At 68.9% G+C, this 15,558-nt stretch carries 14 protein-coding genes; 9 read left to right on the top strand and 5 right to left on the bottom strand.

From position 1 onward, the window contains the following. Window positions 1-18 precede the first annotated feature (18 nt). Entirely contained in the window at window positions 19-2,799 is a 2,781-nt protein-coding gene (locus tag FBR43_RS02880) for a porin family protein (protein WP_136941701.1), read from the bottom strand. Window positions 2,800-2,984: 185 nt separating this feature from the next. On the opposite strand from FBR43_RS02880, the gene FBR43_RS02875 reads away from it, so the two are divergent. Both FBR43_RS02875 and FBR43_RS02870 read left to right on the top strand, forming a co-directional pair. Further along, window positions 2,985-5,117: a M3 family metallopeptidase gene (locus tag FBR43_RS02875; RefSeq protein WP_317128306.1), complete on the top strand. Its 2,133-nt coding sequence runs from the start codon at window positions 2,985-2,987 to the stop codon at window positions 5,115-5,117. A gap of 172 nt (window positions 5,118-5,289) precedes the next feature. Further along, window positions 5,290-6,027 carry a class I SAM-dependent methyltransferase gene (locus FBR43_RS02870; protein WP_136941700.1) on the top strand — a complete coding sequence of 246 codons (738 nt, stop codon included), beginning with the start codon at window positions 5,290-5,292 and terminating at the stop codon, window positions 6,025-6,027. A gap of 4 nt (window positions 6,028-6,031) precedes the next feature. On the opposite strand, the gene FBR43_RS02865 is transcribed toward FBR43_RS02870, so the two are convergent. Next, complete coding sequence (locus tag FBR43_RS02865) at window positions 6,032-6,562, bottom strand: GNAT family N-acetyltransferase (protein ID WP_136941699.1); 531 nt, start codon at window positions 6,560-6,562, stop codon at window positions 6,032-6,034. Between the two features lie 44 nt (window positions 6,563-6,606). Here FBR43_RS02865 and folP point away from each other — a divergent pair, with 44 nt between their 5' ends. Further along, complete coding sequence (gene folP / locus FBR43_RS02860; RefSeq protein ID WP_136941698.1) at window positions 6,607-7,719, top strand: dihydropteroate synthase; 1,113 nt, start codon at window positions 6,607-6,609, stop codon at window positions 7,717-7,719. Between the two features lie 3 nt (window positions 7,720-7,722). Here folP and FBR43_RS02855 read toward each other — a convergent pair whose 3' ends face one another. The 3 genes from FBR43_RS02855 to FBR43_RS02845 form a co-directional block, all read right to left on the bottom strand. Next, window positions 7,723-8,964: a Gfo/Idh/MocA family protein gene (locus FBR43_RS02855; protein WP_136941697.1), complete on the bottom strand. Its 1,242-nt coding sequence runs from the start codon at window positions 8,962-8,964 to the stop codon at window positions 7,723-7,725. Between the two features lie 56 nt (window positions 8,965-9,020). Further along, window positions 9,021-9,752, bottom strand: coding sequence for an SDR family NAD(P)-dependent oxidoreductase (locus tag FBR43_RS02850; RefSeq protein ID WP_136941696.1), 732 nt, complete (start codon window positions 9,750-9,752; stop codon window positions 9,021-9,023). An 87-nt stretch (window positions 9,753-9,839) separates the two neighbouring features. Beyond that, the gene (locus tag FBR43_RS02845; protein WP_136941695.1) at window positions 9,840-11,267 is read right to left on the bottom strand and encodes a sigma-54-dependent transcriptional regulator; all 1,428 of its coding nucleotides are present in this window, start codon (window positions 11,265-11,267) and stop codon (window positions 9,840-9,842) included. 181 nt (window positions 11,268-11,448) lie between these two features. On the opposite strand from FBR43_RS02845, the gene FBR43_RS16025 reads away from it, so the two are divergent. Genes FBR43_RS16025 through FBR43_RS02820 form a run of 6 tightly spaced genes read left to right on the top strand, consistent with a single transcriptional unit; the run spans window position 11,449 to window position 15,452 of the window. Then, on the top strand, window positions 11,449-11,586 hold the full coding sequence (locus FBR43_RS16025; protein ID WP_169542445.1) for a hypothetical protein: 138 nt from the start codon (window positions 11,449-11,451) through the stop codon (window positions 11,584-11,586). Window positions 11,587-11,588: 2 nt separating this feature from the next. Next, entirely contained in the window at window positions 11,589-12,716 is a 1,128-nt protein-coding gene (locus tag FBR43_RS02840; RefSeq protein WP_136941694.1) for an NAD(P) transhydrogenase subunit alpha, read from the top strand. Window positions 12,717-12,735: 19 nt separating this feature from the next. Further along, window positions 12,736-13,107, top strand: coding sequence for a PH domain-containing protein (locus FBR43_RS02835; RefSeq protein WP_136941693.1), 372 nt, complete (start codon window positions 12,736-12,738; stop codon window positions 13,105-13,107). A gap of 56 nt (window positions 13,108-13,163) precedes the next feature. Beyond that, window positions 13,164-13,568, top strand: a complete 405-nt coding sequence (locus FBR43_RS02830) for an endonuclease domain-containing protein (RefSeq protein WP_394344002.1) — start codon at window positions 13,164-13,166, stop codon at window positions 13,566-13,568. Between the two features lie 4 nt (window positions 13,569-13,572). After that, window positions 13,573-13,875 carry an NAD(P) transhydrogenase subunit alpha gene (locus tag FBR43_RS02825; protein ID WP_136941811.1) on the top strand — a complete coding sequence of 101 codons (303 nt, stop codon included), beginning with the start codon at window positions 13,573-13,575 and terminating at the stop codon, window positions 13,873-13,875. Between the two features lie 59 nt (window positions 13,876-13,934). Next, window positions 13,935-15,452: an NAD(P)(+) transhydrogenase (Re/Si-specific) subunit beta gene (locus FBR43_RS02820; RefSeq protein ID WP_136941692.1), complete on the top strand. Its 1,518-nt coding sequence runs from the start codon at window positions 13,935-13,937 to the stop codon at window positions 15,450-15,452. Window positions 15,453-15,558: the final 106 nt, after the last annotated feature.

Below are 15,558 nucleotides of genomic sequence, written 5' to 3'. Positions count from 1 at the left end.
GCGCGGCACCGCCCGCCGTCAAAACAGCTTGCGCAGTTCGACCCGCACCGATCGCCCGACGGGATCGAGCAGCGCGGGCTGGTAGCCGAGCGGCACCACGCCGGCGGCGTCGCGCACGCCCAGGCGCGCGTTGAACAGGTTGCTCACCGCCAGCGTGACGCGCGTGCCGCGCAGCCAGCGATTGTCGCGCACCAGATCGGGCATCTGCCCCAGATTGGCGAACAATCGCAGGTCGAACGTCGCGAAATCGTCGAAGAAGAGCGTCTCGGCAGGCGTGCCGCCATCGACGCGCGTGCCCGACTGCCAATCGGCGTTGAGGCGTGCGCCGAACCCGTCCTTGGTGAAGCCGGTGCGTAGCTGCACCTCGTGCCGTGGCTGACCGCCGCGGCTGCCGGTCGCCGATCCATCGAGCAGATCGAGCTCGGGCAAACCGTCGCGGATCAGGATCGTCTCGGTCAGCCGGACGGTGTGAAAGGCCGAGAACTGGAAGCGCCCGCCGCCCTGCGCGCCGCCGCGACCGCCGCCGAAGCGACCGAAGCCCCCACCACCACCGCGGCCCCGACGTGGCCGCTCGGCCTCTGCGGTCTCGGCAGCGCGTGCCTGTCCCTCGGGCGTCGCGGCTCCCTCGGCGGGCGGCTGTTCGCGGCGCCGGTTGCCGCGTTCGGGCAGGCCATAGGCCTCGCGATACACCGCGCGCGGATCGCCGCCGGCTTCGCGGACCTCGCGCGCGCGGCGCTGGAGCGTGCCGGTGATCGGCAGCGACAGGTTGAAGCCGTAGCGGATCTGCGACCGCTCGCTGCGCGCGAAATTGACCGGGCGGTTGTCGATTTCGATCAGCCGCCCGGCGGGATCGCGCGTGAAGCGATCGGGGAACGCCGCCTCGATCTCGGCCGTCGCGGTGGGGAAGCCCGAGATGAGGTCGCGGATCGTGCTGCTGGTATAGTCGGCGCGCAGGCTGAGATCGATATCGTCGAAGGGGCGCAGATTGGCGCCGAGCTTGAACACGTCGCGATTGTCGGCGCGCAGCCCCGGATTGCCGCCCTCGACGAGCGTCACGTCCACCGTCTCGCCGTTGACGAAATCGAACACGCGCACATTGGGGGTCTGGATGACGGGGTTGCCGACCTGCTGCGGGCTGGGCGCGCCTTCCTCGTGGCTGACCGAGGCGATCAGCCTGAGCGCGCGGATCGGCGACCAGTTGAGGCCGTAGCCGAGCGTCGTGAGCGTGCCGAAATCGGATAGCCGGTCGACTTCGGCATTGGCGTTGAGCGAGAGGTCGCCGATCGCATCGAGCACGCCCGCGCGGCGGCTGGTGATCGGCAGGTCGAGATTGACCTGCGCATTGGCGCTGCGCCGCCCGATATCGGCGGTCTGGACGAGGCCGGCGCGCACCGAGCGGCTGTCGAGGCTCTGGCTGCGCAGTCCCAGCCGCACGCTGGTGGAAACGTCGCCGGCGGGTAGCGCGAACAGGTCGCCGTTCGCCACGCCGTCGACGCGCGCGACGTTGCTGACCGAGCGCGCGGTATCGGCGGGAAGCAGCGCGAGTGCCGGCAAGGCACCGAAGGGATTGGCGCCGCCCGCCGTGACGCCGGCCTGCAACGTCGCCAGATCGAGGCTGCGATCGGTCTCGGTATCGGTCTGGTTGCGCGTGTAGTTGCCCGTCAGCGTCCAGCGCCAGTCGCCGGCATTGCCGTTGGCGCTGATCGCGGCCTCGACCTCGCGGCTCTGCGTTTCGCGCAGCAGCGGCCCCAGCGCGTCGATGGCACGCAGCACGCGCACCTCGGTGCCGAAGGGCGAGAAGGGGCTCGTCGCCGGCAACGACAGGTCGATGCCCGGCAGCCCGAGCAGCGCGCGCGAATCGCCGAAGTCGAAGCCCAAAGTCGCGGTGGCGGCGACGTCGCCGAAGATGGTGCGCGCGAGCACGGCATTGCCGCGCACGCTCTGGCTCGAAGGGCGCAGCGTGCGGAAAGCGCCGACATCGGTGACGTTGGCGATGTTGGCGCCGGCAGCGAAATCGGCGAGGCCGGGCGTGGCGCTGGTGACGGGTGCGACGGTGACGCGCGTGCCCGCCAGCGCACTCAGCGCGGGATCGATCTCGGCCGCGCCGCGCGCCGCCACGACGTTGCCGGCCAGATCGAACGGCGATCCGCCGCTGTCGGGTACCAGATCGCGCTCGGCCTCGGTGAGCGCGCTCTGCGCTTCGACCTCGAGCTCGACATTGAGGCGGCCGAGCCGGTTGATGCGCAGATAATTGACCTCGGCCTCGCCGCTCGCGGTGCCGCCATCGGTGGGCGCGTTGCCCTCGACCTCGACGGTGATCGCGCGGAAACGCGGGCGCAGCACGAAGTTCACCACGCGCTGGTTGGCGCTATAGCCATATTTGAGCGCGACTTCCTCGGGCAGGATATCGACGCGCAGGATCGCTTCGGTCGGCAGTTCGCGGATTTCGCGGAAGCTGCCGATGCGCCGTCCTTCGAGCAGCACTACCGGCGCCTCGCCGCCGCGCCCGCGCCCCGATCCCGTCTGCGGGCTCAGTTCCTCGAGCAGCTCGGCGACCGAGCTGACGCCATAGGCGCGGATATCGGCGGGCGAGAGCTGCTGTTCGGGCGGCACGTCGCCGATCACCGCACCGCGTTCGCGCGCACCCGTCACGACGATCTCGTCGGCGGCCTCGGTCTCGCCGGCATCGACCTCGGCGCCCGTCACTTCCGGCGGTTCGGGGGGAGCCTGCTGCGCGAGCGCGGCGCCGGGCAGCAGCACGAGCCACAAGGCAGTTGCGGTGCGGGGAAAGCGGGGCATCTGGGTCCAGTTCTGCAAGCGGGGCACACGCCGGCATGGCTGCCGGCACGGCGGGCCTAGCCGGTGAATGTCGCAGAACTTTGTCGGGCAGCGCGCAGTTCCCCGGTCGCGGGAACGGCCAGCGGGGGTTCATTCGCGCGCTGCCATCGCTATCTTCGACCCATGCAATTCACGGAGAATGTTTCTTGCGCACGCTTCTGCTCGCCGCCACGTCGCTTTCGCTGGTGCCGATGACCGCGCTGGCCCAAAGCGCGCCGGCACCCGCCGCCGCCGCCGATTCCGCCGCGATCGCCGCCAATCCGCTGCTCGCCGAATGGACCGGCCCCTATGGCGGCGTGCCGCCGTGGGACAAGGTGCGCCCCGAGCTGTTCCCGCAGGCATTCGAGGTCGCGCTGGCCGAGCGCCGCGCCGAATATCAGGCGATCACGCGCAAGCGCTCGGTGCCGACGTTCGAATCGATCTTCGTGCCGATGCAGAATGCCGGCAAGCGGCTCAATCGCGTGTTCGCGGTGTTCGGCGTGATGACGTCGAACAACAACAACAAGGAATATCAGGCGCTCGACCGCGAATGGTCGCCGAAGTTCGCCGCGGCGAACGACGAGATCACCTTCGATCCGATGCTGTTCCAGCGCATCGAGGCGGTGTGGAACGATCGCGCGCGGCTCGATCCGCAGCAGCGCCGGCTGGTCGAGCGCACCTATGACAGCTTCGTGCGCCAGGGCGCGAAGCTGAACGCCGAACAGAAGGCCGAGCTCTCGCGGCTCAACCAGGCGCTCGCCAGCGAGTTCTCGACCTTTTCCGAAAAGCTGCTCGCCGACGAATCGACTTCGATCCTCATCACCAACGAAGCCGAGCTCGCCGGCGTGCCCGCCAGCGTGAAGGCGGGCGCCGCGGCTGCCGCCAAGGAGCGCGGGCAGACGGGCTGGGCGATCGTCAACACGCGCTCGGCGGTCGATCCGGTACTCACCTTCGGCACCGATCGCGCGCTGCGCGAGAAGGTGTGGCGCGTCTTCGTCAATCGCGGCGACAATGGCGGCGCCAACGACACCAACGCGACGATCGCCAACATCGTCAAGCTGCGCGCCGAGCGGGCAAGGCTGCTCGGCTTTCCGACGCATGCGCACTGGCGGATGCAGGACACGATGGCCAAGACGCCCGATGCCGCGATGAACCTGATGATGCGCGTATGGCCCGCCGCGGTCGGCCGCGTGAAACAGGAAGTCGCCGACATGACGGCGATCGCCGCCAAGGAAGGTCAGGCGATCACGATCGAGCCGTGGGACTATCGCTTCTATCAGGAGAAGGTGCGCAAGGCGCGCTACGACCTCGATCAGGCCGAGCTGAAGCCCTATTTCGCGCTCGATAACATCATCGAGGCGTCCTACTACGCCGCCAACCGGCTCTACGGCCTCAATTTCAAGGAAATCACGGGCAAGGTCCCCGTATTCGAGCCGCGTGTACGCGTGTACGAAGTCACCGACCGCGAGGGCCAGTATGTAGGCCTGTTCTATCGCGACGATTTCGCGCGGACGGGCAAGCGTTCGGGCGCATGGGCGACGACCTATCGCTCGCAGCGCGATCTGGCGCCGGCGCAGACGCCGCTTTCCTCGAACAACAACAATTTCGCGCCCGCCGCACCCGGCGAGCCGGTGCTCATCAGCCTCGACGATGCCGAGACGCTGTTCCACGAATTTGGCCACGCGATCCATTCGCTGTTGCAGGACGTGACCTATCCGGGGCTTGCCGGCACGCCGCGCGACTTCGTCGAATATCCGAGCCAGGTGAACGAGCACTGGCTGCTGACGCGCGACGTGCTCGACAAGTACGCGCGGCACTACGAGACGAAGCAGCCGATGCCGCAGGCGCTGCTCGACAAGGTGATCGCCGCGCAGACCTTCAACCAGGGCTTTGCCACGGTCGAATATCTCTCCTCGGCGATCGTCGACATGAAGCTGCACACCAAGGCCGACGGCATCGTCGATCCCGATGCGTTCGAGAAGGCGGCGCTCGACGAGATCGGCATGCCGCGCGAGATCGTGATGCGGCACCGCCTGCCGCAGTTCAATCACCTGTTCTCGTCGGACAGCTATTCGGCGGGCTATTACAGCTATCTGTGGTCCGAGACGATGGACGCCGATACCTGGGCGGCGTTCGAGGAAGCCGGCGGGCCGTGGGATCAGGCGACGGCGAAGCGCTTTGCCGACATCCTCTTGTCGACGGGCAACGAGACCGATCGCGCCGAGGCCTATCGCCAGTTCCGCGGGCGCGACCCCGACGTCAACGCGCTGCTCAAGGTACGCGGCTTCCCGACCGATTGAGCGCGCGCCAAGCTGGCGCATCGTCGCGGTCTTTGGTTTAGCAGAGCTGAACAGCGCGGTGCCGGCCCGCTCCCCCACCCGGCCACCCAACAGGATACTCTCGTGGGTGGCCGGGTGGGGGAGCGGGCCGGCACCGCTTCAGCGCAGCGCGAAATAGCGCTAGACGGCGACGATGATTACCGCGCTCGTCTCGCTGTCGCTGCTCCTGTCCGCGTTCGGGCAGGAGCGCGACGCGCCCTTCGTCCCGTCGCCCGAACCCGTGGTCGAGGCGATGCTCGATATCGCCGAGGTCGGCCCCGACGATCTGCTGATCGACCTCGGCTCGGGCGACGGGCGCATCGCGATCGCGGCGGGCAAGCGCGGGGCCGAGGCGCTGGGCATCGACATCGATTCGCGGCTGGTCGCGCGCGCCAACTGGCTGGCGCGCGAGGCCGAGCTTTCGCCGCGCGTACGCTTTCGCCGCGAGAACCTGTTCGACACGCGGCTGCGCGACGCCGATGTGCTGACCTTGTACCTGATGCCCGACATGAACCTGAAACTGCGCCCGCGCATCCTCAACGAGATGCGTCCCGGCAGCCGCGTGGTGGCGCACGCCTTCGACATGGGCGACTGGACGCATGACGGCTTCACGCGCGTCGACGAACGCCGCGTCTATCTTTGGATCGTGCCCGCCGTCGCGGGGGGCCAATGGCGCATGGCGCTGCCCGGCGGGGGCGCCGCGACGCTGACGATCGAACAGCGCTATCAGCGGATTTCGGGCACGCTCGACGCCGCGATCCTGACCGACGCCATGCTGCGCGGCGATCGCATCACGTTCACGGCGAACGGACGCCGCTTCGAAGGCCTGGTCGGCGACCGCACGATCGAGCCGGCACCGGGCGATGCCGGCGGCTGGCGCGCCGAGCGCTGAGGCGTCAGCCGAGCAGCTTGTCGAGCACCACGAACGCCAGATCGGGCCGCACCGGCACACCGAAGCGCGCGTCACCGTGCGGGAAGGGGCGCGTTTCGCCCGTCAGGCAATAGCCGCGGCGCTCGTACCAGGCGATCAGCTCGGGGCGCTGGACGATCACCGTCATCTCAATGCGCGTCGCGCCGAAGCGCGTGGCGGCGACGCGCTCGCCTTCGGCCAGCAGCGCGCGACCGAGGCCGGCCGCCTGTCGCGCGGGATCGACGGTCAGCATTCCAAGATAGGCGAGGCGATCGGCACGCTGCGTGATGCTGACACACCCCAGCAGCACGCCGGCAGGATCGAACGCGAGCGGCATCGCATGGCGGGGATCGGCGAGCAGCGCTGCGAGCATCGCCGGATCGGTGCGCTGGCCGCCGAGCAGATCGGCCTCGTGCGTCCAGCCGGTGCGCGCCGCTTCTCCGCGATACGCACGCTCGACGAGCGCGTGCAGCGCGGGCACATCGGCAGGCGTGGCGTCACGGAACCGGGGCGGCATGGCGCGCTCTTTCGCACGCCGCGCGGCGCCGGTACAGCGCGGGGATGATCGCCGTTCCCGCCTCCGCGCGCCTATATCTGCGCCCTTTCCATTTCGTCGACACGCCGATCGGCCGCGATGGCGAGGTCACGCGGCTGGCGGGCGGAATGCAGTGGTTCGCGGGCTATGAGCTGATCGCGGTCGATGCCGGCGCGCGCGTGGCGCAGCGCACGATCGGGGTCGCCGATCTGCCCGGGCTGATCGAGCGACTGCCCGCCGCGCAGGCCGATCGCTTGCGCCTGCTTGAGAATCGCATCGCCGCGCCGCGTCCGCCGATCCGCGCGGGCGAGCGCGTGCTGCGGCTCGACCAGCCGCTGGTGATGGGCATTCTCAACGTGACGCCCGACAGCTTTTCCGATGGCGGCACGCATCATGGCGATCCCGCCGCCGCTGCCGCGGCAGGCGTCGCGATGGCCGAGAAGGGCGCCGCGATCATCGATGTCGGCGGCGAATCGACGCGCCCCGGCGCGCCGCTGGTGTGGGAAGGCGAGGAAGCGAAGCGCGTCGTGCCGGTGATCGAGCGGCTGGCGGCGAGCGGCGTTCCCGTCGCGATCGACACGCGCAAGGCCAGCGTCATGGAAGCCGCGCTGGCGGCGGGCGCGCACGTCGTCAACGACGTGGCGGCGCTCGCCTGGGACGACCGCGCCGCCGAGGTGGTGGCGAAGGCGGGCTGCCCGGTAGTGCTGATGCACTCGCCCGATCCGAAGAAGGGCGCCGATGGCGATGCGCGCTATGACGACGCGCTGGTCGAGGTGTTCGACTGGCTCGAGGCGCGGATCGAGGCAGTGGTCGCCGCCGGTGTCGATCGCGCGAACATCGTCGTCGATCCGGGTATCGGCTTCGGCAAGGCGCTGGGGCACAATTTGGCGCTGCTCAACGGACTGGCGATGCTGCACGGCCTTGGCTGCCCGATCCTGCTGGGGGCCAGCCGCAAGCGCATCATCGGCGCCTTGTCGAACGAGGCGCCCGCGGCCGAGCGGCTGGGCGGTTCGATCGCGCTGGCGCTGAGAGGCGCCGAGGCGGGCGCACAACTGCTGCGCGTCCACGACGTCGCCGACAGCGTGCAGGCGCTGCGCATATGGCGCGGCCTGCGTGACCATGCGCTGGTGGGGCGCTGAAACTCAGGCCTTGCGGTCGGCCAGCTCGACCGGATCGACGGCGCGCTTGTAGCCCCAGTCGGTGCGCACCGCCGCGCCGCCCTGCCGCACCGATTCGAGGATGGCGAGCATCAGCCGCACGTCCTGCATCCCTTCCTCGCCCGTTGCGGCGATCGGGCGATTGCGGCGCACCACCATTGCCATCTCGTCCATCTCGCGTGCGAACTGATCGATCGCCGGGGTCTGCGGCCGCCGCTCGACGCCACCTTCGTGCACCGCCAGCTGAATGCCGCGATAATTGGTGGCGGGGTCCATCACCAGCCGGCCTTTCTCGCCGACGGCCTGCAACCGGCTGGTCGAGGCATAGGAGAAGCTCGTCGATCCGTTGACGATCACGCCCGATGCCATGCGGAACTGCCAGTGGATGGCATCCTCGGTCTCGGCGAAGCGCGGATCGCTCTTGTCGGTATAGGCCCAGGCGCGGACCTCGACGGGTTCCTCGCCCAGCAGATAGCGCGCGCCGTTGATGCCGTAGATGCCGATGTCGGTGAGCGCGCCGCCGCCCGACAGCGGCCCGTCGAGCCGCCACTGGTCGGCGGGGTCCGAAAGGCTCGACGGCCGGCCATTGTCGCTCGAGAACGAACGGATCTTGCCGAGCGTGCCCGAGCGCATCACGCGCATCGCTTCCAGATTGGCGGGCTCGAAGAAGCAGCGATAGGCGATCATCAGCTTGCGGTCCGCCGCTTCGGCGGCGGCGATCATCCGCCGGCAATCGGCCTCGGTCGTCGCCATCGGCTTTTCGCACAGCACGTGCTTGCCCGCCTTGAACGCGCGGACGGTATAATCGGCATGCAGGCTGTTGGGCAGGATGATGTAGACGACGTCGATCCGTCGGTCCTGCGCCATGCGGTCGTAACTTTCATACGAATAGATCGCATCGTCGGGCAGCCCGGCCTGCGCCGCCACGCGCCGCGCCTTCGCCGGATCGCCGCTCACCACCGCCGCGAGCTTCGCCGCCCTGCACTGGCCGAAGGCGGGCAGCACTTCGCCCAGCGCCAGCTTGCCCAGGCCGACGACGGCGATGCCGACCTTCTCGGCATCGGGAAGCTCGGCGGGACCGCCCAGTTGCGGCGCCGGGCGGCCGATCGCGCGATTGGGCAGGTCGAGCCGCCGGTCCTGCGCTGCGGCACCGCTCGCTATCGCGCTGGCGGCGCCCGCAGCGCCGAGCTGCATGAAGTATCGGCGGCTCAACGGCTGATCGGACATGCAGGCGCTCCCGGCTGGCTTTGTTGGGCAAGCGCCCGAGGCCGGGGCGGGTTCCCTCAGAGCAGATAGCCGCCGTCGCTCACCAGCACGCTGCCGGTGACGAGTGCCGCCTCGTCGCCCAGCAGGAAGGCGATCTGGCGCGCGACCTCGTCAGCGGTGGCGTAGCGGCCGAGCGGCGTCGCAAGTGCCGCGAGTTCGGCGAAGGCGGCGTCGCGGCCGATCGCGGCGGCGCGATCGGCGAACATCGGCACCGCGTCCCACACCGGCGTCTCGACGCCGGCGGGCGCGATGGCATTGACGCGGATGCGCCGCGATGCGCTTTCCTTGGCAGCCACGCGCATCAGCTGGAGCAGCCCGGCCTTCGATGCGCCATAGGCGGCGATGCCCGGCTCGGCCTTGATCCCTGCAGCCGATGCGACCGCGACGATGCTGCCGCCGTCGCGCAGCGCACGCAGCCCCGCCGCGAGCGTGAGGAACGCGCCGTCGAGATTGACGCCGAGGATGCGCCGCCACTCGGCGAAGTCCATCGTCACGATCGGCGCCGCGCCCGCGACGCCAGCATTGACGACGACATGATCGAGCGGCGGCAGCACGAGGTTCGCCCAGAAGTTAGGATCGGCGACGTCGCCGACATGGCACATCGCCTCGGGCAATGCCGCCGCGAGCGCGTCACGGTTCAGGTCGATGGCGACGATCCGCGCGCCCGCCCCGGCGAGCAGTCGCGCGGTGGCGAGGCCGATGCCCGATGCGGCGCCGGTGACGAGTGCGGTGCGGCGGGTGAAGTCCATTCGCGCACCCTACACGCACCTCCCCGGAACGGGGAGGGGGACTGCACGCGCAGCGGGTGGTGGAGGGGTGCGCGGCGTAAGCCCGGCTCACGCCGCCGACTGATCGATCCCCAGTTCGCCGAGCTTGCGGTACAGCGTCGAGCGGCCGATGCCGAGGCGGCGCGCGACTTCGGTCATGCGCCCGCGATAATGGCCGATCGCGAGGCGGATGACGTCGGCCTCGATCTCTTCCAGCGCGCGCAGATTGCCGTCGGCGCGGAACAGCGTGACGCCGCCCGACGGGGCGATGCCGTGATTGGCGGGCACCGGATGCGTGCGCGCCGCCGCCATCTGGGCGATCTGCGGAAAATCGGCGCGCGTCAGCGCATCGCCGTCGCACAGCACCGCCGCGCGGAACAACGCGTTCTGGAGCTGGCGCACATTGCCCGGCCACTCATAGCCCGCGAGCAGCGCGATCGCGTCGTCGGTGATGCCCAGCGGCCTGAGGCCCGGTTGCTCGGTGACGCGCGCGAGCAGGTGGCGTGCCAGCGGCGGCACGTCGCCGGGGCGATCGCGCAACGGCGGGATCGTCACCTGCACGACGTTGAGGCGGTAATAGAGGTCCTCGCGCAGCCGCCCGGCCTCGACCTCGTCGGCGAGCGTCTTGTTGGTAGCCGCCAGCACGCGCACGTCGACGATGCGGGTATGGCGCGCGCCCAGCGACTGGATCTCGCCCGATTGCAGCACGCGCAGCAGCTTGACCTGCGCGTCGAGCGGCATCTCGCCGATCTCGTCGAGGAAGATGGTGCCGCCCTCGGCTTCCTGGAAGCGGCCGATCTTGCGCTCGAACGCGCCGGTAAAGGCGCCCTTCTCGTGGCCGAACAGTTCCGATTCGACCAGATTGGCTGGAATAGCGCCGCAATTGACCCGGATGAGCGGCTTGCGCGCGCGCGGCGATGCATTGTGGATCGCCTCGGCGATCACTTCCTTGCCGACGCCACTTTCCCCTTCGATGAGTACGGGCACGCGCGCGCGCGCCGCCTTGGCGGCAATCGCCAGCGCGGCGCGGAACTGTGGTGCCGAGCCGACGATCTCGTCGAACGCCAGCGGCATCGACAGTTTCTCGGTGAGCGGCCGCAGCTCGCCCGCGCTCGGCCCGCCCATCGCGGCGTCGAGCGCCGACAGCAGCCGCTCGGCCGCCAGTGGCTTGACGAGAAAATCGGTGGCACCCGCGCGCATCGCCTCGACGGCGTTGGCGACCGATCCGTTGGCGGTGAGCATCAGGATGGGCAGCGCGGGGCGGTTGGCGCGCAACTCGGCGATGAGCGCTGCGGCATCGCATTCGGGCGCCCAGTGATCGAGCAGGATCGCATCGAGCGCCATGCCGTCGGGCGTGCCGAGCATCGCCAGCGCCATTTCGTGATCGCCGGCGAACACCGTGCGCCAGCCGCGCCGCGCGGCGATGACCGCGACCAGCCGGCGCTGCGCGGGCTCGTCGTCGATCAGCATCAGCATGCGCTGTCCGTTACGCTTCACAGGCGCTGGCCTATCGTCACTGGCTGTCCCCACTGTCCCGGTTTCGGCCATCCGGGCTAAAGCGCGCGGGTGAAGATGCGCTTAAAGACGCGGCGTGCGCTGCCGGATGCCGGCAAATCCGGCTTGCCGCAGCCGGGGGCGCATGATTAAGGATAGGCGACATCTTGGGAGAATTGCTTCGATGGCCGAACACCAGGCCGACCATGCCGAAACGCCGCTGCGCGACGATACCTTTGCCGGCTTCATGCGCTTCCTGAAGCTCGGCACCGGGATTACGGTGGTGGTCACTGCCGCCGTCATCTGGCTGATCGCTACCTGATCGTGCGCATCGCCGTCCTCCGCGAAACCGCCGCGGGGGAGCGGCGTGTCGCAGCATCGCCCGAAACGGCGAAGAAGTTCGCACAGCTCGGCGCCGATATCGCCGTCGAGGCGGGCGCGGGATTGGCCGCGTCGATCGACGATGCCGCCTATCGCGACGCCGGTGCCAGCGTGGGCGACCGCGCGGCGGTGCTCGCCGATGCCGATATCGTGCTCGGCGTGCAGGGCCCCGATCCCGATACGCTTGCCGGCCTCAAGCCCGGCGCGTGGATCGTCGCGGGGCTCGATCCCTTCGGCCAGCGCGCGCGTGTCGATCGCTATGCCGCGCTCGGCGCCGAGGCGATGGCGATGGAATGGATGCCGCGCATCACGCGCGCGCAGTCGATGGACATTCTTTCCTCGCAGTCGAACCTCGCCGGCTACAAGGCGGTGCTCGACGCGGCGGCCGAATATGGCCGTGCCTTCCCGATGATGATGACCGCCGCCGGCACGATCTCGGCCGCGCGCGTGTTCGTGATGGGCGTGGGCGTCGCCGGCTTGCAGGCGATCGCGACGGCACGCCGGCTGGGCGCGCAGGTATCGGCGACCGACGTACGCTCGGCGACGAAGGAACAGATCCTGTCGCTCGGCGCCAAGCCGATCTTCGTCGAGGCGGTGCAGGGCATCGAAGGCGAGGGCAGTGGCGGCTATGCCACCGAGATGAGCGACGCCTACAAGGCCGCGCAGGCCGAGCTCGTCTCGTCGCACATCGCCAAGCAGGATATCGTCATCACCACGGCGCTCATCCCCGGCCGTGCGGCGCCGCGGCTGGTGAGCGACGCGCAGGTCGCCTCGATGCGGCCGGGCAGCGTGATCGTCGACCTCGCGGTCGATCAGGGCGGCAATGTCGAGGGCGCGGTGGCGGGCGAGACGGTCGAGCGGCACGGCGTGAAGATCGTGGGCCATCGCAACGTCGCCAGCCGGCTCGCCGCCGACGCATCGGCGCTGTTCGCGCGCAACCTCTACAATTTCCTGTCGGCGCATTGGGACAAGGATGCCGGCCGCCCCGCGCTGCCCGATGGCGACGAGATCGGCGACGCGATCCGCCTGACGCGCGGCGGGCAGGTGGTGCACGCGCGGCTGCTGTCGTGACCGGCGCCGGCGCGCGCTGATGGGGCTGTTTAACGCCACCGAGACGAGCGCCGCGAGCGTCGCGCGCGAATATGCGCCGGTGCTGATCGAAGGCGAGCAGGTGCTGATCGCCTTCAAGACGATCCGCGATATCGTGTTCCTCACCAATTTGCGGCTGTGCACGGTCAATGTGCAGGGGTTGACGGGCCGCAAGGTCGAGATCGAGAGCGTGCCCTATCGCTCGATCACGCGCTGGTCGATCGAGCGCGCGGGCACCTTCGACATGGACGCCGATCTGGCGATCTGGATCACGGGCACCGACGAGCCGCTTGAGGTTAAGGTTTCGGCGGGGTCGAACATCGTCGCGGTGCAGCAGGTGTTGGCGCGGCACATATTGGGGGGTGGGCGGTGAGCCCAAATCCTCCCCGGAACGGGGAGGGGGACCGCGCGAAGCGCGGTGGAGGGGGCGTGCCGCGGGTTCTCCGCCCGGAGGTGTCGATCGCGCGGAAGCTGCGCCGCGATATGAGCTACCCTGAAATATTGCTCTGGCAAGCGCTCTGCGGCAGCCGCGCACGCCTTCGTTTTCGCCGCCAGCACCCGATCGGCCCGTATGTAATCGACTTCTACGCCGCGTCCGCGCGCCTTTGCGTCGAGGTCGATGGAGAGGCGCACGACCGGGCCGACAGGCCCGCGCGCGACATCGAGCGCGACCGGTTTCTTCGCACGAACCGCTATCGGTTGTACCGCGTGCCTGCGCGCGATGTGCTATGTGACATCGACGCTGTGGTCCGAATGATCGTTGCGTCGGCGGCGGCCCCCCTCCACCATGCTGCGCATGGTCCCCCTCCCCGTGCCGGGGAGGATGAAAGGTAGGCTCATGGACTTCATCAGCATCCTGTCGATCTTCGTGCTGGCGTGCTTCGTCGGCTATTATGTCGTCTGGTCGGTGACGCCGGCGCTGCACACGCCGCTGATGGCGGTGACCAATGCGATCTCGAGCGTCATCATCGTCGGCGCGCTGGTGGCGGCGGCGGCAGCGGGGTTCGCGGTGTCGAAATGGCTGGGGCTGATCGCCGTGGTGCTGGCGAGCATCAACATCTTCGGCGGCTTCGCCGTCACCAGCCGGATGCTGGCGATGTACAAGAAGAAGGAACGGCCGGCGGCGCCGGCCAAGCACTAGCACCGAGAAGAAGAAGCGGGACCCCGGCGCTAAGCCGGGGTGACGAGAGGGGTCGAGGGATGGAGCACGTAACCGCCGGCAATTCGTTCGCGGCGCTGGCCTATCTGGTGGCGGGCGTATGCTTCATCCTGGCGCTGCGCGGGCTGTCGTCGCCGGCGACGAGCCAGCGCGGCAACCGGTTCGGCATGATCGGCATGGCCATCGCGGTCGTGACGACGCTGGTGACGCATCTGCCGATGCAGGGCGTCGGCCTGGTGCTCGAAGGACCCCAAGGTAGCGTTGTCGCTACCGGGCCGCTGTTCGCCCGGATCGACATCGTCGCGATGCTCGAAATCCTCGCCGCGATCGGTGTCGGCGCGGTGATTGGCATCGTCACCGCGCGGCGGATCGCGATGACGGCGATGCCGCAGCTCGTCGCCGCGTTCCACAGCCTTGTCGGCCTGGCCGCGGTGCTCGTCGCGGTCGCGGCCTATCTCAACCCAATGGCGTTCGGCATCGCCGACATGGTGGTGCCGATGATCGGCCAGCCCTTCGCCGTCATCAATCCGGTCAGCAAGGTCGAGATGGGGCTGGGTGCGGCGATCGGCGCGATCACCTTCTCAGGCTCGGTGATTGCGTTTCTCAAGCTCAACGGCAACATGTCGGGCAAGCCCATCCTGCTGCCCGCGCGCCACCTCATCAACCTCGGTACGCTCGCCGCGATCCTCATTCTCGTCGCGCAGTTCGCGCATACGCAGGACGGCTGGCCGTTCTGGGTGCTGCTGGTGCTCGCCTTCGCGATCGGGTTCCTGCTTATCATTCCCATCGGCGGGGCGGACATGCCCGTCGTCGTCTCGATGCTCAACAGCTATTCGGGCTGGGCGGCCGCCGCGATGGGCTTCACGCTCGAGAACAGCGCGATGATCATCACCGGCGCGCTGGTGGGCAGCTCGGGCGCGATCCTCAGCTACATCATGTGCCGCGCGATGAACCGCAGCTTCCTCTCGGTCATCGCCGGCGGCTTCGGTGCCGAGGCGGCGGCAGGGGGTGGAGAAGCGAAGGAGCAGCGCCCGTGGAAGCGCGGCTCGGCCGATGATGCCGCGTTCCTGATGCAGCAGGCCGAACAGGTCATCATCGTCCCCGGCTACGGCATGGCGGTGGCGCAGGCGCAGCATGTGCTGCGCGAGATGGGCGACAAGCTCAAGGAACATGGCGTGCGCGTCAAATACGCCATCCATCCCGTTGCCGGCCGCATGCCCGGCCACATGAACGTACTGCTCGCCGAGGCCAATGTCCCCTATGACGAGGTGTTCGAGCTCGAGGACATCAATTCGGAGTTCGCGCAGACCGACGTCGCCTTCGTCATCGGCGCCAACGACGTGACCAACCCCGCCGCCAAGACCGACAAGAGCTCGCCGATCTACGGCATGCCCGTGCTCGACGTCGAGAAGGCCAAGACCGTGCTGTTCATCAAGCGATCGATGGGCGGCGTGGGCTATGCCGGCGTCGACAACGACGTGTTCTATCGCGACAACACGATGATGCTGCTTGCCGACGCGAAAAAGATGGTCGAGGAAATCGTGAAGGCGCTCGATTGAGAACATAGCCGTTTCGGACCGAAAATAGCGCGCAGCTCAATTCTTTCGATCCGATTTGACAGCAGCGGATTGCGCAACTTGCGTATATTGCCGCATGATCGGCCCG

This window comes from Sphingomonas baiyangensis (assembly GCF_005144715.1).
Taxonomy (GTDB): domain Bacteria; phylum Pseudomonadota; class Alphaproteobacteria; order Sphingomonadales; family Sphingomonadaceae; genus Sphingomonas; species Sphingomonas baiyangensis.
Note: the sequence above shows the minus strand (reverse complement) of the source record. Positions and strands in the feature narration are given on the sequence as shown.